Below are 22,630 nucleotides of genomic sequence, written 5' to 3' on the forward strand. Positions count from 1 at the left end.
CATACTGGTTTGTCGAAAAAATAATCTTGCAATTACTGCGTTAACGTGTTATAGTAAGTTTTGTAAAACCAAATAATGCTTCAGGGCGGGGCGTAATTCCCCACCGGCGGTAAAGCCCGCGAGCCGTAAGGCATGAACTGGTGAGATTCCAGTGCCGACAGTAAAGTCTGGATGGAAGAAGTTGAATCGTTGCTGATAGAAACGGTTTCTATCATATATGCAGGAATAAAAAGTAAAACGCTCTGGAATGGGAATCATTCCAGAGTTTTTATTTTCCGGAAAATAAAATGCCGAGGTCGGATTCGATGAAAAAATGGTATTTCCGAGAAGTATGACAGAGCGTACAGCGATATAACTGAGAAAGAAAGCCCTGACAGGTAAGAGAATCTGTCAGGGCTTTTCCTATATGCCAAAGCACATTTTTTTGAAAATAGACTTATCCGGCAACATACCTAAAATGTTTAGCAGAGTACATTTCCCGGAGAATGTTTCCGGGAGAGATGAGAAAGGAGAAAAAATGACAGATGAATTTTATATGCGCCGTGCAATTGAACTGGCAAAAAAAGGACGTGGATGGACAAATCCAAACCCGATGGTTGGTGCCGTGATCGTAAAGAATGGAACCATTATCGGGGAAGGGTATCACGAAAAATGTGGTGAGCTTCATGCAGAACGGAACGCAATCGCATCTCTGACAGAGTGTGCCGAGGGAGGAACCCTTTATGTAACGCTGGAGCCGTGCTGCCATTATGGGAAGACACCACCGTGTACGGAAGCGATTCTGGAACAGAAGATCGCACGGGTTGTGATCGGATCGAGAGATCCGAATCCGAAAGTGTCCGGCAAAGGAGCAAAGATTTTGCGCGAGGCAGGCGTCCAGGTGGAAGAGGATTTCCTTCGCGAAGAATGTGATGCGTTAAATCCGGTCTTTTTCCACTATATCACAACAGGACTGCCCTATGTGGTGATGAAATATGCAATGACGGCAGACGGAAAGATTGCGACAAAAACAGGAGCATCAAAATGGATATCCGGTGAGGAAGCAAGAAGTCTGGTACATGAGATGCGCCATGACTATATGGGGATCATGGCAGGAATCGGAACGGTTCTGGCAGACAATCCGATGCTGAATGTGCGTCTGGAGGGAAAGAAAAGTCCGGTCAGAATTATCTGTGACAGTATGCTCAGGATTCCGCTGGACAGTCAGATCTGCCAGACAGCAGGGAAATACCGGACGATCGTTGCATATGCCGGTGAAAAGGGGAATGCGATTTATTTAGAAGAGAAAAAACGCAGTCTGGAAAAGCTTGGAGTCGTGCTTCTCAGAGTTCCTTCGGAAAAGGGGGAGATCAATCTGCAGCTTCTGATGAGAAAGCTTGGAGAGCTGGGAATTGACAGTGTACTTATTGAAGGCGGTGGAACTCTAAATGAGGATGCCCTGCAATCCGGTATTGTAAATGAGGTGAAAGCATTTATCGCACCGAAAATTTTTGGCGGAAGAGGCGGCAAGACTCCGGTGGAAGGCTTTGGAGTTGAGAAAGTAGACGATGCCATAAAGCTACAGCTTATGAGAATCTCGCAGGTTGGAGAAGACATTCTGGCAGAGTATAAGGTTTTGGAGGAAATGTAAATGTTTACAGGAATTGTAGAAGAAACCGGATCCATCCGGTCACTCCAACTTTTTGGATCATCCGGGAAGATTGCAATCCGGGCAAAAAAAGTACTCGGTGGAACCAGGATCGGAGACAGTATTGCGGTAAATGGTGTCTGCTTGACGGTGGTTTCCCTGGAAAAGGATGGATTTACCGCAGATGTGATGGCGGAGACGGTGCGAAGAACCAATCTCGGTGACACAAAGATCGGTGAGAAAGTGAATCTGGAACGCGCGATGGCGGCAGATGGCAGATTCGGCGGACATATCGTTGCAGGGCATATTGATGGGACCGGAATGATTGAGGAACTCAGAAAGGAAGAAAATGCAGTATGGGTAAAAATCCGGACAACGCCGGAGATTTTGGAACTGATCGTAGAAAAAGGTTCAATCTGTATTGATGGGATCAGTCTGACAGTGGCAGAAGTAGATGAAAAAAGCTTTCAGGTATCAGTCATTCCTCATACCGGAGAGGAAACCACGCTGCTGAAGAAAAAAGCTGGGGACAGGGTGAATCTGGAAAATGATATTGTAGGGAAGTATATTAAAAAGTTTCTTACACCATCGGAACCGGCTGGAAAATGTGGTGGACTTACCATGGAATTATTAGAGGAGTATGGAATTTGATGTGAAGAAATTCCGGGACTGGAATGGAGAGCATACAGAAGAACAGAATAAAAATAAGTTATAGATCGGACAGGAGGAAGTAACAAATGGAGAAACAGTATCAATACAATAGCGTAGAAGAGGCACTTGAAGAATTGCGCCAGGGAAGGATCGTTCTGGTAACGGATGATCCGGACCGGGAAAATGAAGGGGATATGATCTGCGCGGCGGAATTTGCAACCCAGGAGAATATCAATTTTATGGCATGCCATGCGAAAGGGCTGATCTGCACACCGATGAGTGCAGCGCTGGCCGGACAGCTTGGGCTTCCACAGATGGTCTCCGAAAATACAGATAACCATTCGACTGCATTTACGGTATCCGTTGACCATGTGGATACGACAACGGGAATTTCAGCAGAAGAGCGCGGATATACGATGCGCAGCCTGGCAGAAGAAGGAACGAAACCGCAGGACCTTCGAAGACCGGGGCATGTATTTCCGTTGGTGGCAAGACATGGAGGTGTGCTGGTAAGAAATGGTCATACCGAGGCAACGGTTGATCTGATGCGTCTTGCCGGACTGAAAGAATGTGGAATCTGCTGTGAGATCATGGAAGAGGACGGAACGATGATGCGGACAGAGAATCTCTGGAAGCTGGCGAAGAAGTACGATCTGAAATTTATTACGATCAAAGATCTGCAGGATTACTGCAGGATCCATGAAAAACATGTCGTGCGGGAAGCATGTGCAAAGATGCCGACCCAGTATGGAGAATTTCAGATCTATGGGTATGTGAATGACATTACCGGTGAACATCATGTGGCACTGGTGAAAGGTGAGATTGGTGATGGGGAAGACGTTCTGTGCCGTGTACATTCCGAGTGCCTGACCGGCGATACTTTCGGATCTCTCCGCTGCGATTGTGGAAAGCAGCTGCAGTCGGCGATGTAGCAGATTGAGAGAGAAGGAAGAGGAGTTCTTCTGTATATGCGACAGGAGGGAAGAGGAATCGGTCTGATCAACAAGCTGAAAGCGTATGAACTTCAGGAACAGGGATACGATACCGTGGAAGCCAACATCCGTCTGGGATTTGCACCGGATCTCAGGGAATACTGGGTAGGGGCTCAGATTTTATCGGATCTGGGAGTAAAATCACTCCGGCTTCTTACTAATAATCCGGAGAAGGTATATGGACTTTCCGGTTTCGGGCTTGCAATCCATGAGAGAGTACCGATTGAAATAGCACCGCAGAAATTTGATGCATTTTATATGAAGACGAAGCAGGAAAAGATGGGACATATCTTTAAAGAAATCAAATTTCAGTAAAAAGAGAATAAACAGTATTTATATAGAAGAAACACTTTAATTACAGGAGGAAAAAAACATGAGACAGATCAACGTATTAGAAGGAAAAGTAGTAGCACCAGAAGGAATGAAAGTAGGAATTGTTGCTTCAAGATTTAATGAGATTATTGTCAATAAACTACTTGGTGGTGCGGTAGACGGGCTGGTACGCCATGGCGTGGAGGATGAAAACATAACGGCTGCATGGGTACCTGGAGCATTTGAGATTCCGACAGCAGCTTCTAAAATGGCAGCGTCCGGAAAGTATGATGCAGTGATCTGCGTCGGAGCAGTGATCCGTGGAGACACAACTCACTATGATTATGTCTGCAATGAGGTGTCAAAAGGAATTGCACAGGTAGGTCTTGCGACAGGCGTTCCGGTATTATTTGGTGTGATCACGACTGAAAATATCGAACAGGCAATTTCAAGAGCCGGAAGTAAAGGTGGAAATAAGGGATATGATTGTGCACTTTCTGCAATCGAAATGGTAAATCTTCTGAGACAGATGTAATTTCTGATTGTCGGTTACAGAAAGAATCCCGTTTTCCGGCAGAAAAAAGGGCAGAGGACGGGATTTACTGGACATTTATGCAGGAAAAAGGTATCATATCTGGTAGGAGAAATCTGTAAAAGAAATAGTAAAGTTTCATTTCAGAGATAATGAAGGAGGAAATGAATTATGTATACAGCATCATCTGAGAGATATGATACCATGGTATATAACCGTTGTGGGAAAAGTGGGCTTTTGCTGCCGGCAGTTTCTTTAGGACTCTGGCATAATTTTGGAACCAATGCGGATCCGGAGAATATGAAGGCAATGTTGAGGACAGCATTTGATTTGGGAATCACCCATTTTGATCTTGCGAATAACTATGGACCGGAATACGGAAGTGCTGAGACGAATTTTGGAAAGATTTTAAAGGAAGATTTTGCACCATACAGGGACGAGATGATCATCAGTACCAAGGCAGGCTATGATATGTGGCCGGGACCTTACGGGAACTGGGGAAGCAGGAAGTATCTGATCGCAAGCCTTGATCAGAGCCTGAAGAGAATGGGACTGGATTATGTAGATATCTTCTATCATCACAGAATGGATCCGAATACTCCACTGGAAGAAACGATGGGTGCACTGGATTCCATCGTAAAGAGTGGAAAGGCACTTTATGTCGGAATTTCTAATTATGATGGTCCGACAATGGTACGTGCAGCGGAGATTCTGGAAGATCTGAAATGTCCGTTTGTCATTAACCAGAACCGGTATTCCATTTTTGACCGGACGATTGAACAGAACGGCCTGAAAAAGACGGCGAACCAGATGGGCAAAGGAATCATTGCATTTAGTCCGCTGGCACAGGGGCTTCTGACAGACAAGTATCTGCACGGAATTCCATCAGACAGCAGGATCGCTACCGATGGAAGATTCCTGCATGCCGATGCGCTGACGGCAGAAAAGCTGGCACAGATTGAGGCACTGAACAAACTGGCAGATGAGAGAGGACAGTCTCTTGCACAGATGGCACTGAGCTGGATCCTGAAAGATGAGGATGTGACCAGTGTGCTGATCGGAGCGTCCAGACCAGAGCAGATTATCCAGAATGTGGAAATCGTACATAATATGAAGTTCACCCGGGAAGAGCTGACAAAGATCGATCAGATCAGCAGGGGCAATCTGTAAGTGAGACCTACGCGAAGAAATTATGCGCAAAGTTGCGCAAAGGAAATATTGAATAAATGATTGACAGGAAGCAGCCATTGTGCTATTATAGTTCATGGTTGCTTCAGCAATCAACAATTTCATATAGGGGATTGGTCAAATGGTATGACAGGAGTCTCCAAAACTCTTAGCGGCAGTTCGATTCTGTCATCCCCTGTAATTTGAAGGACTCAGTTTGGGTCCTTTTTTCGTATCTAATGGACCAAGTGCAGCTTGTTGTTGATCTATTTTAGATTTCTGCAATTTCTAATCAACGTTATTTGTTGAAATCTTTGACCTGGTTTAGATTTCTATAGATTTCAATCAACTATATTGGTTGGAATCATTGACTCATTTTAGAGTTCTACAGATTTTAATCAATAATATAGGTTGGAATCCTTGATCTATTTTAAATATCCGCAGATTCTAATCAACATTCTAAGCAAAATACATTGATCTAATTTTGATATCCGCAGATTCTAATCAACATTCTAAGCAAAATACATTGATCTAATTTGGGTTTCCACAATTCTCAATCAACCTAAGATCCAGGAGAAAGGGATTCATTTTAACTTCCGCAAGTTCAAATCAATTCTTCACTTCCCAAAACAAAATAATCATCCCTCCAGATATATATAATCGACATAGTTACTATACAGAGTGCATAAAAACAAAAGAAAATAATTGTGAAAAAACGCCAAAAATTTAATCGTACAAAAGCATAAAATCCGTCAAAAAGGAATCTCAAATGCTACAAACTAAAAAAGTGTCAAAAAATGGAAGTGAAAACAGCTAAAGAAAGCAAAAGAAAAACCGATAGAAATGGTGAAAATAGATAAAAAAATTGGTTTTTTTACTGTACAATCTACAAAAGCTGAAAATATTGACAAAGAAAAAGTGTGAGCGTAATATAAGCATGACTTTTAGAGGACACTCTAAAAATCACTATAAATAAGAATAAAAAGAAAGGGAGGGAGCGATACGGAACATTTAACAGAGACTCTGTTAGAAGAGCTGAACTGTGAGACCGTTTTTACCATTCCGCTGTTCGGTGGGATACCGGTAAAAGAGTCGGTTGTAGTTACCTGGATCATCATGGCGGTTATTGTAGGACTTTGTATCATATTTGTCCGGAACTTAAGTGTCGAAAATCCGGGGAAGGTTCAGCTTTTATTGGAATCCGCAATAGGAAAAGGACTGGACTTCTTTGAAGACATCATGGGAAAAGAAAACAGGAAATATATTCCGTATCTGATTACAGTGCTTATCTATATTGGGATAGCCAATATCATTGGTCTGTTCGGATTTAAGTCACCGACAAAAGACCTCAATGTAACAGCAGCACTTGCGATCATGAGTATGTGCCTGATTGAATTTTCCGGAATCCGGAAGAATGGATTTAAACACTGGGCGGCGCATTTTGCAAAGCCGGTACCATTCGTAGCACCAATTATGGTTCTGGAGATTGTGATCAGACCATTATCACTTTGCATGCGTCTGTTCGGTAATGTATTGGGAGCGTTTGTTATCATGGAGCTTTTAAAAGCAGTGGCTCCGGTTCTTATCCCGATACCATTTAGTTTTTACTTTGATATTTTCGATGGATTCCTGCAGGCATATGTATTCGTATTCCTGACAGCACTTTTCATGAATGAGGAGCAGGAATAACCCAAAAATAACAGAAAAAACAAAAATCTATAAGAAAAAAGGAGATCAAGATTATGTTAGTAGCAATTGGAGCAGCAGTAGCAGTTTTAACAGGTTTAGGAGCAGGACTTGGAATCAGCCTTGCAACAGGTAAAGCAGTAGATGCAATCGCAAGACAGCCAGAAGCAGAAAGCAAGATCAGCAAGAACCTGATCCTTGGTTGTGCACTTGCAGAGGCAACAGCTATTTATGGTTTCATTATCGGACTTCTTATCATCTTAATGCTGAAATAAGAAAAGTAAAATAAAGAAAGGCAGGTGGGACAGGTGATACAGTTTAATGTAAGCCTTCTCTTTACGATCATCAACCTGATTGTCTTTTATCTTTTGCTGAAAAAATTCTTATTCAAGCCGGTAATGGGAATAATGGAAAAACGTGAAAAACTGATCGCTGACGGACTGAAGAATGCCAGTGATAGTCAGGAAGAAGCTGCCAGACTGAAAGCGGAATACGAAAAGGCTCTGGAAGGAGCAAAGGCAGAATCCATTCAGATCGTGGAAAAAGCTAAGAAAACTGCAGCCGGAGAATCAGAGCGTATCCTTCAGGAAGCCAATACGGAAGCCGTAGGAATCCTGAAAGATGCCAGAGAGACGATTGAAAATGAACGCAAACAGACCATGAATGATCTGCAAAGTGAGATCGCAGGACTGGCAATGCAGGCAGCACGTAAGATTGTGGATGACACAAAAGGAAATCAGGATATATATGATCAGTTTCTGAAAGGTGTAGGTGATGCTCATGTCAATGAAGAGGTTAAATAAAGAGTATTGCTGTAGCCCTTCGGCAAAACAGTATGCACGTGTTTTATATGAACTTGAGATTCCAAAAGAAGCAGTAAAACAGACAGAAAAGCTTTTTGAAGAAGTACCGGTTCTTGAAGAAACATTTGCAAGTCCGGTGGTACCGATGCAGGAGAAATTAAGTTCGATAGACAGGATTTTTCCGCAGGAGATAAGAAATTTTCTCAAAGTTGTATGCCGTAATCAGCGAATGAGCGAAATCGCCCAGATCCTTTTTGCGTATGACAAATATAGCAAGAAGCAGGAAGGGATCCAGATGGCAACGCTTACCTGCGTGGAAGCACCAGATGAAAAGCGGCTTGAGAAAATCAGAGAATTTCTTTGCGAGAAGTACCATAAGACAGATGTGAAGATCGAGATAGTCAAAGATCCGGCATTACTTGGCGGATTTATCTTAAAGACCGGTGATGATGAATATGACTGGAGTCTGAAAGGAAGATTATCGAGATTGGAGCAAAAATTGACCTGGAGGTGAACAAGGTGAGTTCAATAAGTTCAGAAGAAATTATTTCTATTCTGAAAAATGAAATAGAGAATTTTGATCAGATCAGTAAAGACAGCGAGGTTGGAACGGTTGTCTCTGTCGGTGACGGAATTGCAAATATCTATGGAATAGAACATGCAATGTACGGAGAAATCGTGACATTTGAAAATGGACTGAAAGGTATGGTTCAGGATATTCAGAAAGACACCATCGGCTGTATTTTGTTCGGATCAGATGTTGATATTAAAGAAGGTACGAAAGTAATGCGTACCAAAAAGAAAGCCGGAGTACCGGTTGGCGATAAATTTATCGGACGTGTCGTAAATGCACTTGGAGCTCCGATTGATGGAGCCGGAGAAATCGAAGCAGAAGATTACAGACCGATTGAAAATGAAGCACCTGGAATTGTAGACCGTAAATCCGTCAGTGTTCCAATGGAAACAGGAATCCTTTCTATCGATTCTATGTTCCCGATCGGACGTGGACAGAGAGAGTTGATCATCGGAGACCGTCAGACAGGAAAGACTTCCATTGCTACAGACACGATTTTGAATCAGAAGGGCAAGGATGTCATCTGTATCTATGTAGCGATCGGTCAGAAAGCATCAACGATCGCAAAGGTTGTCAATACCTTTAAAAACGGCGGCGCAATGGATTACACCATCGTAGTAGCATCAACAGCAAGTGACTGTGCACCGCTTCAGTATATTGCACCTTATGCAGGAACCGCTATTGCAGAACATTTCATGCACAAAGGAAAAGATGTCCTGATCGTTTACGATGATCTTTCAAAGCACGCAGTTGCATACCGTGCGCTGTCCCTGCTTCTTGGACGTTCACCGGGACGTGAAGCTTATCCCGGAGATGTTTTCTATCTTCATTCAAGACTGCTTGAGAGATCAAGCCGTTTAAGTGATGAAATGGGAGGCGGTTCGATCACAGCACTTCCGATCATCGAGACACAGGCAGGAGATGTATCTGCATACATTCCGACCAACGTCATTTCCATTACAGACGGACAGATCTTCCTGGAAAGTGATCTGTTCTTCTCAGGAATGAGACCGGCGGTTAACGTAGGTCTTTCCGTATCCCGTGTTGGTGGTGCAGCACAGACAAAGGCAATGAAGAAGGCAGCCGGAAGTATCCGTATCGATCTTGCACAGTATCGTGAGATGGAAGTCTTTACACAGTTCAGTTCCGATCTGGATGCAGCAACAAAGGAACAGCTGGAATATGGATCCGGTCTGATGGAACTTCTGAAACAGCCACTTGGACATCCAATGTCCATGCATGAGATGGTCATTACCTTATGTGCAGCAAGAAATAAAGTACTGCTTGGTATTGATACAAAAGAAGTCAAGAAATTCCAGATGGATATGCTGAATTATTTTGCAACAGTTCATCCGGAAATCAGTGAAGAGATTGAGCAGACAAAGGCTCTGTCCGATGAACTGGCTGCAAAGATCGTGGAAGTAGCGAAGGAATTCAAAGACAGCAGGTGTTAATATGGCAAATATCAGAGAAATACAGACTCGGATCAACAGTGTAAAAGATACAATGAAGATCACAAACGCCATGTATATGATCTCATCTACCAAGATGAGACAGGCGAAGAAAAAGCTGGCAGAGTCAGAACCGTATTTTTACGGACTGCAGGGAGAGATTTCCAGAATCCTGCGTCATATGCCGGAAATCGAACATCTCTATTTTGATAAGAGAGAAGAGGTTCCGAAAGAGAAACGAAAAATAGGTTCGATCGTTATTACTGCAGATAAAGGACTTGCTGGAGCGTATAATCATAATATTGTAAAAGTAGAGGATGAGCTGCTGAAAGAGCCCGGGGAACATAAATTATTCGTGGTCGGTGAACTTGGAAGACATTATTATGCGAATAAAGGTGTGAAAATTGATACGAATTTTCTCTATACAGTTCAGAAACCTACAATGCATAGAGCGAGAGATATTGCAGAAGAGATCTTTTCACAGTTCCGCGAGGGTGAGCTGGATGAGGTATATATCGTTTATACCCGAATGGAAAATTCCATGCTGACAATGGTTGAGAAGATGAAGATCCTTCCACTTGAAAGATCTTCTTTCAATGAGATGAAAATGCCGATCAATATCCATCGTGAAGCGATCGCACTTTATCCATCAGCTGAAGCAGTTCTGGACAGTATCGTACCGAACTATGTGGTCGGTATGATCTATGGATGTCTGGTAGAGGCATATGCAAGTGAACATAATGCGCGAATGACAGCAATGCAATCAGCAACAGACAGCGCGCAGGAAATCATCAAAGATCTTTCTATTATATATAACAGGGCAAGGCAGGCTGCGATCACACAGGAAATTACTGAGGTTTGTGCAGGCGCCAAAGCCCAGAAACGGAAAAGGAAGTGAAAACAGGTATGAATAAAGGACGTATTGTACAGGTCATGGGACCAGTTGTTGACGTTGTATTTGAGGACGGAAATCTGCCGCGTATCAAAGATGCCCTGCAGGTGGAGAACAACGGAAAAACCTGTATTATGGAAGTTGCGCAGCATCTGGGAAATGATGAGGTTCGTTGTCTGATGCTGGCAGCAAGTGAAGGCCTTTGCAAGGACATGGAAGTAACCGCTACCGGTTCTGGAATTAAAGTACCGGTTGGAGAGCAGACACTTGGACGTCTGTTCAACGTACTTGGAGAGACCATCGATAATGGTGAAGAAATAAAAGAAGATACCGAACACTGGGTGATCCACAGAGATCCGCCGTCATTTGAAGACCAGAGCCCGGTTGTAGAAATCCTGGAAACAGGGATCAAGGTTATTGACCTGCTTGCACCTTATGCAAAGGGTGGTAAGATCGGTCTGTTCGGTGGTGCCGGTGTAGGTAAGACTGTACTGATCCAGGAACTGATCCGTAACGTAGCCACAGAGCACGGCGGATATTCCATCTTTACCGGTGTTGGAGAACGTTCCCGTGAAGGTAATGACCTCTGGACAGAAATGAAAGCATCCGGAGTTCTGGATAAGACAGCCTTAGTGTTTGGTCAGATGAATGAACCACCTGGAGCACGTATGCGTGTCGCTGAGACAGGACTTACGATGGCTGAATATTTCCGTGATAAAGAACATCAGAATGTGCTTCTTTTCATTGATAATATTTTCCGTTTTACACAGGCAGGTTCCGAAGTATCCGCACTTCTTGGACGTATGCCATCAGCCGTAGGTTATCAGCCGACACTGGCAACTGAAATGGGTGAACTGCAGGAGAGGATCGCATCTACAAAGAATGGTTCTGTCACATCCGTACAGGCTGTTTATGTACCTGCCGATGACCTTACAGACCCGGCTCCGGCAACTACATTTGCTCATCTGGATGCAACAACAGTACTCTCCCGTAAGGTTGTTGAACAGGGAATTTACCCGGCAGTTGATCCACTGGAATCTAACTCCCGTATTCTGGAGGCAGATATTGTCGGAGAAGAGCATTATGAAGTTGCAAACCGTGTAACAGAGGTTCTGCAGAAATACAAAGAGCTGCAGGATATCATCGCAATTCTTGGTATGGAAGAGCTTTCAGATGAAGACAAGGCAACGGTTATGAGAGCAAGAAAGATTCAGAAATTCCTCTCCCAGCCATTCTTCGTTGCAGAGACATTTACCGGAGTTCCGGGAAAATATGTACCTCTGAAAGAGACGATCCGTGGATTTAAAATGATCCTCGACGGAGAAATGGATGAGTATCCGGAGAATGCATTCTTCAATGTAGGAACGATTGATGAAGTCATTGAGAAGGCAAAGGCTGAAAAAGCAGAATAGAGGTGCCGGGTATGGATACATTTGGACTTAAAATCATTTCCAGTGACCGGGTATTCTATGAAGGACGCTGCAGAAAGATGATCGTGCCGGTACCGGACGGCGGTGGAATGGAGATCCTTCCTCATCATGAAAATATGGTGATCGCTGTTGCAATCGGTGATACAAAACTTCAGTTTGAAGAAGGCGAATGGGTAGATGTCGCTGTGGGAACCGGTTTTCTTGAGATTGTTAACAACCGTGTGACCATGCTGGTGCAGACAGCGGAAAAACCGGAAGACATTGATGCAAGACATGCCCAGGAGCAGAAAGAGTATGCAGAAGAAAGGCTTCGCCAGAAACAGAGTATACAGGAATATTACCGGACACAGGCTTCGCTTTCGAGGGCGATGAACCGGTTGAAGGTGTCAAAGCGAAAAGAATGGTAAATTAGGAAACAAATTTATGTGGAAGCGCGTAATCTACTACAGATTGCGCGCTTTTTCAATACGGAATTTTTGACAAAATTTATTGGGAAAAATGGTGCAATCTTTTACAAAATAAAAGTTTCGATATAGGATAGTTTGTGGTAGAATATATAACAGTGCGCGTGTACTGAGAAACAGGATTTTGAGGTGTTAAATAGTGTGTATTTCATCATAGAAGGAGCAAAAACGTGGAAAAAGAGGAGCTTACGCAATTATTTAATTTCTTTCGGGAGATTGACAAGGAAAAATTTATTGGGAGGCAGACATATCTGACGGATGGGGTGCGTAAGGAGAATGACGCGGAGCATGCGTGGCATATGGCGATCATGACGGTTCTGCTTGCGGGATATTCCAATGAGAAGATTGATGTTCTTAAGACAGTGACGATGCTTTTGATCCATGATATTGTAGAAATTGATGCAGGGGATACCTATGCCTATGATGAGGATGCGAAGAAGACGCAGAAGGAACGGGAAGTGAAGGCTGCGGACCGGATTTTCGGACTTCTTCCGGTAAAGCAGGGAAAGGAATTTCGGACGCTCTGGGAGGAATTTGAGGCACAGGAGACTGCTGAGTCGAGGTTTGCCCGGACGATGGACAATATCCAGCCGATCATGTTAAATGCGGCTACAGACGGCAAAGCATGGGAGGAACATGATGTTCATATTGAACAGATCCTGAACCGTAACCAGAATACGGCAAAGGGCTCAGAAGCAATCTGGGAGTATGCAAAGGAAGAATTTTTAAGACCGAATCTGGAAAATGGCAAGATAAAAAAATAACATAAAAAAAACAAAAATCCCCCTTTTCATTTTCATGAATATGGGGTATCATATACTACAGAGCGCAAAATATAGTGGAGAAACTTAAAAGTGACACTATATTTTGTAGAGCGATGGAACAAAGTTAGGAGAAAGTTGGGATGGGTTTGGAAGTAAAAACGAGAGTAATCAAAAGAAACGGTGAGGAAGTAGACTTCCGGCTGGAGAAGATTGTGAATGCGATCAAAAAAGCGAATGAAGAGGTTGAGAACATCCACAAGATGAATGACTTTCAGATCATTGCAATTGCGGAGAAGATTGCACAGCAGGCAGAGGAATTTACGCATGCAGTGAATGTGGAGGACATCCAGGATATGGTTGAGACCGGCATTATGGAGATGCGTGGTTATGAGGTTGCCCAGAAGTATGTCCGCTATCGCTATAAGAGAGAATTAACCAGAAAGTCGAATACAACGGATAACGGAATCCTTGCATTGATCGATCATATGAACGAGGAAGTAAAGCAGGAGAACTCCAATAAGAATCCTGTGATCAATTCTACACAGAGAGATTACATGGCAGGAGAGGTCAGCAAGGACCTTACCAGGAGAGTCCTTCTTCCGGAAGAAATCGTCCGTGCACACGAAGAAGGAATCATTCATTTTCATGATATGGACTATTTTGCACAGAAAGAGCACAACTGTGATCTGATCAACCTGGAGGATATGCTCCAGAACGGAACTGTCATCAGTGAGACGATGATCGAGAAACCACATAGTTTCTTTACCGCGTGTAATGTGACCACACAGATCGTTGCACAGGTTGCAAGTAACCAGTATGGCGGACAGTCATTTACTCTGTCACATCTTGCACCATTCGTAGATGTAAGCCGTCAGAAGCTCCGCAAGAGTGTCATTGAAGAAAGAATGGAATCAGGAGAGGTTCTGGATGATGCGATTATCGACAAGATCACAGAGAGAAGACTCCGCACCGAAGTACAGAGCGGAATCCAGACAATCCAGTATCAGCTGATCACACTGATGACCTGTAATGGACAGGCACCTTTCGTAACTGTTTTCATGTATCTGGATGAGGTTCCGGAAGGAAGAACCAGGGATGACCTTGCGATGATCATCGAAGAAGTGATGAAGCAGCGTATGCAGGGTGTTAAGAATGAAAAGGGAGTATGGATCACACCGGCGTTTCCGAAGCTGATCTATGTACTGGATGAAGATAATATTACCGAAGATTCCAAATACTGGTATCTGACTGAGCTGGCTGCAAAATGTACCGCAAAGCGTATGGTGCCGGATTATATTTCTGCAAAGATCATGAAAGAACTGAAAGATGGAGATGTTTATCCGTGCATGGGATGCCGCTCATTCCTTACCGTAGAAGATTCCCAGAGAAATGCAGACGGAAGCCATAAGTTCTACGGACGTTTCAACCAGGGGGTTGTGACGATCAACCTGGTGGATGTGGCATGTTCATCAGAAGGCAATATGGAACGTTTCTGGGAGATTCTGGACGAGAGACTGGAGCTTTGTCACAGAGCACTCAGATGCAGACACGAACGCCTTCTCGGAACCGTTTCAGATGTTGCACCGATCCTGTGGCAGAACGGGGCGCTTGCCCGTCTGAAAAAGGGAGAGACCATCGACAAGCTGTTATTTGATGGATATTCAACCATTTCCCTTGGCTATGCGGGACTTTATGAGATGTGTATGCGGATGCTTGGCAAATCCCATACAGATCCGGAAGCAAAGCCATTTGCACTGTCAGTTATGCAGCGTCTGAACGATAAATGTAAAGAATGGAAAGAGGCAGAAAATATCAGCTATTCCGTATACGGAACACCGATGGAATCTACCACATACAAGTTCGCAAAATGTCTGCAGAAGCGTTTCGGAATCATTCCGGGCGTTACAGATAAGAACTATATTACGAACAGCTATCATGTACATGTTACCGAAGAGATCGATGCATTCAGTAAGCTGAAATTTGAATCGGAATTTCAGAAGCTTTCACCGGGCGGGGCGATCAGCTATATCGAAGTGCCGAATATGCAGACCAATATTCCGGCAGTGCTTTCCGTATTACAGTACATTTATGAGAATATCATGTATGCAGAGTTGAATACCAAGAGTGATTTCTGCGAAGTCTGCGGTTATGACGGAGAGATCAAGATCATCGAGGACGAGACCGGAAAGCTGGTATGGGAATGCCCGAACTGTGGCAACCGTGACCAGGACAAGCTTTTTGTGGCGAGAAGAACCTGCGGATATATCGGAACCCAGTTCTGGAATCAGGGAAGAACCCAGGAGATTAAGGACAGGGTGTTGCATCTGTAAGGATGGAAATATTTTTGAAAAAAAGTGAGAAGATATAATAAAGGACACGGCTTTCGTTCAAAGAAGCCGTGTCTTTTATTTAGGACAAGTTATTTAAAGTTAAGTGGATAAACGTCTTTGATCAAACCATCCTGGTCATAAGAAAAATATATCTTTTGGACTATTTCTTTCTTATCGACCGAAAAAGTCACAAGAACAGTTTCGGAATCATCTGTTTTGGAGTCAAGCGAAATATCTTTTACAGCTATTTTGGTATTATTAACAGCTGCCTCTGACAGATAGGTCTGACCATAGGTTGAAACAAAATATTCTAATCGACTGCTTTCAAAATATTTTCCTACAAGCTTGTTCCAGTTCTCAAGAATTTTCTCAGAATTGGCGAAAGCATCATCAGAATTTGCATCATTATTTTCACCGATTACGGTAGAAGCATCCGGAGAGTATAATTCTTCATTTGGCGCGGTAAACATTGCATTGATTACTGCTTCGGCTTCCGGATTTACGGCTGATTCAGATGCCTTTTTGCCTGAGCAGCCAGTAAGCAGAATAAACAAAAGTAACAGAATAAAATAAATTTTTGGTGTTGCTTTTTTCGTCATGAGAATCCCTCCTTTGCTTGTGGGGGCAGTTAAAATAGTTTTCCTACCATTGGCTTGATCTGCCTTTTACATTTTGGGTGTTTATAAGTATAGTATAATGGATCTGGCTGTAAAACGCTAATATTATTTTTGCAAGAAAACAGCTGCCTGGGAGACCGTATGTGGTCAGATCGTAGCAGCACTGATTACAGCGTTTGGAGGAGTCCAAAGACCGCCGGAGTGGTTGGAGTCGTGCTTTACCGGAGGACAATAATAGTTGATTTTCGGGCGTGATTTGCTATAATTGTAAGAAGAGTAAGAATGGACAGCAGAGTAGTCCTGCCATGATGAGAAAAAGGAAAGTATGAAGATATGAATTACGGAACAATCAAAAATTACGATATCGCAAATGGAACCGGCGTCAGGGTCAGCCTTTTTGTGTCCGGATGCCGACATCACTGCAAAGGATGCTTCAATTCCGAAACCTGGGATTTCAATTACGGCAATCCATACACCAAAGAAGTTGAAGCACAGATCCTCGAAGCACTCAAACCGGCATATATCCAGGGATTTTCCCTCCTCGGCGGCGAACCCTTCGAGCCAGAGAACCAGAAAGAACTCGCAGGACTCCTGCAAAAGATCAAAGAAAGCTACCCGGAGAAAAATGTCTGGTGCTACACCGGATACCTCTATGATGTAGATCTCATCCCCGGCGGAAAAGTCTACACCGAATACACGGATCAGATGCTCGATTGCATCGACACCCTCGTGGACGGCGAATTCATCGAAGCCGAAAAAGATCTCACCCTGGAATTCCGCGGAAGCCGCAACCAGAGAATCCTGCATCTTAATGAAATCCGTCAAAATGCGAAAAAATGCGAAAAACTAAAATAATTCATTGACAAAAAAAGACCACTGTGCTATAAATAACAAGTGGTCTTTTTTAGATCATAAAATCAAATAGGGGATTGGTCAAATGGTATGACAGGAGTCTCCAAAACTCTTAGCGGCAGTTCGATTCTGTCATCCCCTGTAAAGCCCTCTCGGAAGCAGTTCCGGGAGGTTTTTTTATACGCTAATAAGTGTTTCTTGAATAAAAGTTTCTTGAATAAAATACAAAAAAGAATGACAGTATCATTTTCTAATGCTATGATATATAGAAATGTAAAGTATGAGTGAGGTGTGGAAAATGAAAATTGAATTAAAAAAATGGAGTATTGAAGATAAAGAATCCCTTATAAGAATATGTAATACTATAGATAGAAACTATTTATCAGATAGATTACCAAATCCATATACAAATGAATCAGCGGAATGGTGGTTAAATGTGGTAAAAGAAAATGAGGGAAAAACGGGTATATTTCGAGAAATTATTGTTGATGGCAAAATAATAGGAACAATATCAGTTGAACAAAAAGAAGATGTCTATCGAAAAGATGCTGAAATAGGATATTATTTATTACCAGAAGAATACTCAAAAGGAATCATGACAGAAGCAGTAAGACAAATCTGTGAAACAGCTTTTGAAAAATTAGACATCATCCGAATCACAGGGCTGGTATACGAACCTAATATTGCCTCCAGAAAAGTACTGGAAAAGAACAACTTTATACTTGAAGACACAATGAAAAAAGCAGTCATCAAAAATAATAATATTTATGATCTTTGCATTTACGGAAAAAATAAGATAACAAGTTAAACAATAAGTAGATCTGCAACCAATAAATGTAAGCGGCAACGAAGCAAAATAATTCCCCTCAGATTCAATTTTTGTGCAATGGAGATGAAACGCAGGAATCGTGGAAGCTTCTGCTGAACACGATTCCCGCTCTAAGCGGTTCATCGGAATGGTTTGCACAAAGAATCTGAGGGGAATTATTTTGCTTCGTTGCCGTCACAACCTATAAATTTGCATACTTAAAAATATCTTTAGAAATTAAAATCCAACTCATACACCTTAACCGGCCGTCCCTTCGCATTGGTCGTCTGCGTATATGCGAGCCTCGCAACTCCACCATTTTCCAAATTTTGAATGATCCGGTTCGCATTTCTCACTGTACTTCCCATCCTCTCGGCAAGCTCATGCGTTGTAATCTTATTTGATCCGGCAGCATGCGTACTGGCAAGGACTTTCTTGATCGTAACCGGTGAAAGATTACACTGCTTTGCAATCTTTCCAAGATTCTGCACATACTGATTCTGGATTACTCTCCGGTCGGATGAACCAAGAGGTCCGATCATATCCCCGTTTTCATTCTGGATAAAACTTTTTCCAAACTGAACAGCCTCTTTGCGGGCATTTACGGAATTACGGATCGCATTGTCAAAATTTGCCCCGATTCCGTATCCTACAGCACATTCAAAATGCAGTTTGTCGGTGAGAAATTCATTCAGTTCGCAGACCTTGTTATTGTGCGTAATATGTTGCAGCATTTCCACAGTGGTCAAGGCACTGCAGTGATTATCCACTTCCTGAGGGATACAATTCATCAGATTCTTTTTAAAGAAATCTTCCATACAAACATAGATCTGCTGGATATTTTCCGGTGTGTTATCTGTCGAACTACGGGGAGATATATTGATGATAACCGGAAGGTTGGAACGCATGTGCTCCAGCTCGATCGTGGACAGAAGTTCATTTGCAAGATTCCGGATATGGCTGACACTTGGCAGAGGATAGATTGTCGGGATCCCGTGCGCACGAAGCTCCGGCAGGATATTACTGTACTGACAGAGAACCATATCCATTTCATTGTTGTTCCACATACGGATCAGCTCTGAAAGGACATGATTTTCAATCGTACTGATACTGGTGCGGGTCAGTGCCTTGGTCCAGTTGTTAATATGCGGTGGAACTGTATCAATGTCCAGCTCCTTAAGGAAAGCGGTTGCAGTACAGCCGCCGTCGATCGGAATCAGGAAATCCAGAATAATCCGGTCCATATCCAGATCCCGGTTGGAAATCAGCAGATTCAAAAGAGCACGGTACAGACCGGCTGTATCAATTTCAAAGGATACAATCGGACGGTTATAAGCGTGCGCAGTTGACTCAATGGCAGCTTTTGCGATCTTACCACTGATAAGAAATCCGTCAGTGTCCCCGGCGTAAGAATCGTAAACTTCTGATATTGTGTCAAATTTGTTGTAGGAAACCACCTGGATGTCGCAGTTTAGTTTTAGTTCTGAGACGATCTGCGAGACAGGTTCCTTTAAGTACTGGCTGGTAATAGCCACAATTTTTCTTCTCATTTTCATTCACCTCTCAAAAAGTATCATATAAAATTATCTTCCATAAATCAACCATAATATTCTGAAAATTAAAAAAATAACGATTAAATAGGTAAAAACAACGAAAATCAAGAATATTCTGTAATATTATTGACTAAAATTTTAGAAGTTGGTATTATGTAATCATGATAACTATTCTGTAAATGTTCCAAAAACAAATAAAAATATTCTGTAAATATTCTAAAAGTAGAACAGTATTTTTAATGTAAATGGCAGGAACAAAGTTAAAGGAGGGCTTAGTATGAATTACTATGAAAGAGCATTGGAATTAAAGGATGAAACAATTGCAAACCGCAGACACATCCACAAAAATGCTGAAACTGGTCTGGATCTTCCAAAGACCAAAGCTTATGTTATGGAAAAGCTGACAGAATACGGACTTGAGCCGAAGGATTGTGGCTACGGGGTAACAGCTACACTCGGCAAAGGGGGAAAGGTTCTTCTTCTGAGAGCAGATATGGATGCACTTCCGATGCCGGAAGAAAGCGGAGAAGAATTTGCATGTCCTACAGGAAAAGAAGCACATGCATGCGGACATGATTTCCATGCCGCAATGCTTCTTACAGCAGCAAAGATGCTGAAAGAAAAAGAAGATACACTGGAAGGAACTATCAAATTCATGTTCCAGCCGGCAGAAGAAACTTTTGAAGGAAGCAAGAATATGATCGAGAATGGTATTCTTGAGAATCCTCCGGTTGATGCAGCACTTGCATACCATGTATCACCGGGAAAAATGCCGATCGGACTTTTTATGTACAACGATAAGGATACGATGATGTATTCTGTAGATGGATTTAAGATCACTATCCATGGAAAAGGATCCCATGGTGCTTATCCACATGTAGGAGTTGACCCGATCAACATCGGAGTTCATATCCATCTTGCATTGCAGGAACTGATCGCGAGAGAAAGTGATCCGACCCATTCCTGCGTACTTACAATCGGACAGTTTGCAGGCGGAACTGCAGCAAACATCATTCCTGAGACGGCTGTTCTCCAGGGAACGATCCGCACCAACAAGCCGGAAGCAAGAGAACTTCTGGTTCGCAGAATGAAAGAAGTCGCTGAAAAGACAGCAGCTGTATATAACGGAACCGTTGATATTGAGATGATCTCAGAAGTTCCTCCGCTGATCTGCAATCCGAAGCTTACCGATGAAGTGGTTGGATATATGCAGGAGCTTGGAATTCCGGGACTTACACCATATCCGGGAATTTCTGCAAGTGCTTCTGAAGATTTCGCAGTGATCGCTGAAAAGGTTCCAAGTACATTTATGTATCTGTCAGCAGGATATCTGGATGAAAGAGGACAGTATCCGGCACATCATCCGAAAGCACAGTTTAATGAGGATGTTTGCCCGATCGGAGCAGCTTGTCTTGCACATTGCGCTTCACAGTGGCTTAAAAATAACAAATAGAGAGTAAAGGTTTCTTTAGGAACAGGAGGAAAAGAATATGAGTAAAGAACAGCAGGCTCAGGCACAGCCACAGGTTGCGATTCCGCTTCCGAAGGCAAAGAAAAACTTGGTTCAGATCGGATGTATCTGCATGATGCTTTCCGTAGCAATGTATGGACTGGTATTTGCAACGTTAACAGCACCTATCCTTAAAAACGTTGATGCGATGGGATATGTAGGACTGACTCTTCTCTATCGTAGGTGCGATCGGTGTATCGATTATGACTCCGATCGGAGGAAAATTAGGCGACCTTATTGGTAGAAGAAACATTGTAGTGATTCCTGGAATTATCTGTGCAATTGCAGGTTTTGGATTTGCATTTGTCAGATCTCTGATTCCACTGATGATCCTCAGACTGGTTGTCAGCCTTGCGCAGGGCGCATTTACAGCAGCTCCTTATATTATTGCAGGACTTATCAATGAAAGAAAAGATGTACCAAAAGCTATGGGTATGCTCGCAACAGCAATCGCTGTAGGTGGATTTGGCGGAAGTATCATCGCTGGTATCTTAACAGATATGGGAATGCTTACAGTTGCAATCATTATGCCGGCAATTCCGCTGATCATTGGTATTGTCCTGATCGGAATGAATATGCCGAATCAGAAAAGAGAAGGAAAAGTTACGATTGATGTTCCAGGTATGATCGCACTGATTATTGCACTTTGCGGTATCCTTCTTGCACTGAACTTTGGATCATCTGTAGGATGGACAAGCCCGGCAATCATCGCTGGATTCGTAATCGGTATCATCGCTCTTATTGCACTTGTTAAGATTGAAAACAAAGCAAGCGAACCGCTGATCCCGATGAAATTATTTAAGAACAAGAATTACACAATTCTTCTTATTGTTGGATTTATCTGCTATTTCTATCAGAACGCTATGAACGTATATGCACCGATTGGCGCAATGCAGGTAATGGGAGCACCTACAAGTGCCGCAGGAGCTCTTCAGATGCCACGTACAATTATTACTATTATTCTTCCGACCATCGCAGGTGCCTGGGTTGGAAAGAAAGCAGCCAATGCATGGAAAGCTATGGTAATTGCTACAGGTTTGGTAGCTATTCCGATGGCAGTGATGGGAGCAATGACAAATTCAGGTGCTTCAATCATGATTTACTTCGTAGCTTTGGCGATTACAGGTATTGCAGAAAGTTTTCGTGCCGTATCTATTACACCTACAGCACAGGGCATGTTAGCTCCGGAAGATATGGGAGTTGGAACCTCACTTGTAAACTTTGCAAACTCTCTTGCAGGAACAATTGCAGCAGCAGTATTTGCAGTAGCATATAACGCAAGTACGGCAGCAGATCCTACAAACGTAGCTTTGATTCAAAGTGGTGTTAAATCAGTATTCTGGACAGCAGCAGTTGTATTAATAATCGGACTTCTCCTGGTACTCTTCATCGTAAAACCACAGATGAGCAAGAAGGCAGAAGGAAGCAAATAGAATATTGAAATCTATGTGAACATGTGAATAAGAAGCCGGGGCGGATGTGAAGAAGCATCTGTCCCGGCTTCTTATTTACGTGAGCAACGAGTCAAAGTCCGTGCCGAGACCTTGGCGACTGCCGTGATAATTTGAGAAACTCGCGGAGCGTGTTTCTCATAGTTGAGAGAAGTTTTTTATAG

At 43.0% G+C, this 22,630-nt stretch carries 19 protein-coding genes, 2 tRNA genes, 2 pseudogenes and 1 riboswitch; of the genes and pseudogenes, 21 read left to right on the forward strand and 2 right to left on the reverse strand.

Going from position 1 to position 22,630, the window contains the following annotated elements; translation table 11 throughout:
• Positions 1-72 precede the first annotated feature (72 nt).
• Positions 73-187: riboswitch (FMN riboswitch) on the forward strand.
• A gap of 330 nt (positions 188-517) precedes the next feature.
• The 16 genes and pseudogenes from ribD to nrdD all read left to right on the forward strand — a co-directional run bounded on the left by ribD (position 518) and on the right by nrdD (position 15,675).
• Positions 518-1,630, forward strand: coding sequence for a bifunctional diaminohydroxyphosphoribosylaminopyrimidine deaminase/5-amino-6-(5-phosphoribosylamino)uracil reductase RibD (gene ribD, locus G4407_RS14405; protein WP_173689447.1), 1,113 nt, complete (start codon positions 518-520; stop codon positions 1,628-1,630).
• Positions 1,631-2,278: a riboflavin synthase gene (gene ribE, locus G4407_RS14410; RefSeq protein WP_173689448.1), complete on the forward strand. Its 648-nt coding sequence runs from the start codon at positions 1,631-1,633 to the stop codon at positions 2,276-2,278. It abuts the gene before it with no gap.
• An 86-nt stretch (positions 2,279-2,364) separates the two neighbouring features.
• Positions 2,365-3,585: pseudogene (locus G4407_RS14415) on the forward strand (bifunctional 3,4-dihydroxy-2-butanone-4-phosphate synthase/GTP cyclohydrolase II).
• Between the two features lie 58 nt (positions 3,586-3,643).
• A complete protein-coding gene (gene ribH, locus G4407_RS14420; protein ID WP_008374369.1) occupies positions 3,644-4,117 on the forward strand; it encodes a 6,7-dimethyl-8-ribityllumazine synthase in 474 nt (157 codons plus the stop codon).
• Positions 4,118-4,285: 168 nt separating this feature from the next.
• Positions 4,286-5,284 carry an L-glyceraldehyde 3-phosphate reductase gene (gene mgrA / locus G4407_RS14425; protein ID WP_179963165.1) on the forward strand — a complete coding sequence of 333 codons (999 nt, stop codon included), beginning with the start codon at positions 4,286-4,288 and terminating at the stop codon, positions 5,282-5,284.
• A gap of 125 nt (positions 5,285-5,409) precedes the next feature.
• Positions 5,410-5,480, forward strand: a tRNA-Trp gene (locus tag G4407_RS14430).
• Between the two features lie 824 nt (positions 5,481-6,304).
• Positions 6,305-6,970, forward strand: a complete 666-nt coding sequence (locus G4407_RS14435; protein ID WP_179963166.1) for a F0F1 ATP synthase subunit A — start codon at positions 6,305-6,307, stop codon at positions 6,968-6,970.
• Between the two features lie 53 nt (positions 6,971-7,023).
• On the forward strand, positions 7,024-7,242 hold the full coding sequence (gene atpE / locus G4407_RS14440) for an ATP synthase F0 subunit C (protein ID WP_008374373.1): 219 nt from the start codon (positions 7,024-7,026) through the stop codon (positions 7,240-7,242).
• 33 nt (positions 7,243-7,275) lie between these two features.
• Entirely contained in the window at positions 7,276-7,770 is a 495-nt protein-coding gene (gene atpF, locus G4407_RS14445; protein ID WP_173689449.1) for a F0F1 ATP synthase subunit B, read from the forward strand.
• The gene (gene atpH, locus G4407_RS14450; RefSeq protein ID WP_330586113.1) at positions 7,754-8,284 is read left to right on the forward strand and encodes an ATP synthase F1 subunit delta; all 531 of its coding nucleotides are present in this window, start codon (positions 7,754-7,756) and stop codon (positions 8,282-8,284) included. The genes atpF and atpH overlap by 17 nt, the downstream gene beginning before the upstream one ends.
• Positions 8,285-8,289: 5 nt before the next feature.
• Positions 8,290-9,798 (forward strand): F0F1 ATP synthase subunit alpha, encoded by a 1,509-nt coding sequence (gene atpA / locus G4407_RS14455; protein ID WP_173689451.1) that lies wholly within the window; start codon positions 8,290-8,292, stop codon positions 9,796-9,798.
• 1 nt (position 9,799) lies between these two features.
• Positions 9,800-10,693, forward strand: a complete 894-nt coding sequence (gene atpG / locus G4407_RS14460; protein WP_173689452.1) for an ATP synthase F1 subunit gamma — start codon at positions 9,800-9,802, stop codon at positions 10,691-10,693.
• Positions 10,694-10,701: 8 nt separating this feature from the next.
• A complete protein-coding gene (gene atpD, locus G4407_RS14465; protein WP_117556895.1) occupies positions 10,702-12,099 on the forward strand; it encodes a F0F1 ATP synthase subunit beta in 1,398 nt (465 codons plus the stop codon).
• A gap of 11 nt (positions 12,100-12,110) precedes the next feature.
• Positions 12,111-12,524 (forward strand): ATP synthase F1 subunit epsilon, encoded by a 414-nt coding sequence (gene atpC, locus G4407_RS14470; RefSeq protein ID WP_173689453.1) that lies wholly within the window; start codon positions 12,111-12,113, stop codon positions 12,522-12,524.
• Positions 12,525-12,751: 227 nt separating this feature from the next.
• On the forward strand, positions 12,752-13,345 hold the full coding sequence (locus tag G4407_RS14475; protein WP_173689454.1) for an HD domain-containing protein: 594 nt from the start codon (positions 12,752-12,754) through the stop codon (positions 13,343-13,345).
• 140 nt (positions 13,346-13,485) lie between these two features.
• Positions 13,486-15,675 (forward strand): anaerobic ribonucleoside-triphosphate reductase, encoded by a 2,190-nt coding sequence (gene nrdD / locus G4407_RS14480; RefSeq protein WP_173689455.1) that lies wholly within the window; start codon positions 13,486-13,488, stop codon positions 15,673-15,675.
• Between the two features lie 89 nt (positions 15,676-15,764).
• Here the strand turns inward: nrdD and G4407_RS14485 are convergent, their stop codons facing one another.
• Entirely contained in the window at positions 15,765-16,274 is a 510-nt protein-coding gene (locus tag G4407_RS14485; protein ID WP_173689456.1) for a hypothetical protein, read from the reverse strand.
• Between the two features lie 351 nt (positions 16,275-16,625).
• Between G4407_RS14485 and nrdG the strand changes: the two genes are divergently transcribed.
• The 3 genes from nrdG to G4407_RS14500 all read left to right on the forward strand — a co-directional run bounded on the left by nrdG (position 16,626) and on the right by G4407_RS14500 (position 17,952).
• Positions 16,626-17,147 (forward strand): anaerobic ribonucleoside-triphosphate reductase activating protein, encoded by a 522-nt coding sequence (nrdG, locus tag G4407_RS14490; RefSeq protein WP_173689457.1) that lies wholly within the window; start codon positions 16,626-16,628, stop codon positions 17,145-17,147.
• Between the two features lie 68 nt (positions 17,148-17,215).
• Positions 17,216-17,286, forward strand: a tRNA-Trp gene (locus G4407_RS14495).
• Between the two features lie 156 nt (positions 17,287-17,442).
• A complete protein-coding gene (locus G4407_RS14500; protein WP_173689458.1) occupies positions 17,443-17,952 on the forward strand; it encodes a GNAT family N-acetyltransferase in 510 nt (169 codons plus the stop codon).
• Between the two features lie 230 nt (positions 17,953-18,182).
• On the opposite strand, the gene G4407_RS14505 is transcribed toward G4407_RS14500, so the two are convergent.
• The gene (locus tag G4407_RS14505) at positions 18,183-19,502 is read right to left on the reverse strand and encodes a hypothetical protein (protein ID WP_173689459.1); all 1,320 of its coding nucleotides are present in this window, start codon (positions 19,500-19,502) and stop codon (positions 18,183-18,185) included.
• A gap of 280 nt (positions 19,503-19,782) precedes the next feature.
• Here G4407_RS14505 and G4407_RS14510 point away from each other — a divergent pair, with 280 nt between their 5' ends.
• Positions 19,783-20,958, forward strand: a complete 1,176-nt coding sequence (locus G4407_RS14510) for a M20 family metallopeptidase (protein ID WP_173689460.1) — start codon at positions 19,783-19,785, stop codon at positions 20,956-20,958.
• A gap of 37 nt (positions 20,959-20,995) precedes the next feature.
• Positions 20,996-22,448 (forward strand): annotated as a pseudogene (locus G4407_RS14515) (MFS transporter).
• Positions 22,449-22,630: the final 182 nt, after the last annotated feature.

Origin of the sequence: Allocoprococcus comes (assembly GCF_013300725.1) — a bacterium.
Classification (GTDB): Bacteria; Bacillota; Clostridia; order Lachnospirales; family Lachnospiraceae; genus Allocoprococcus; species Allocoprococcus comes_A.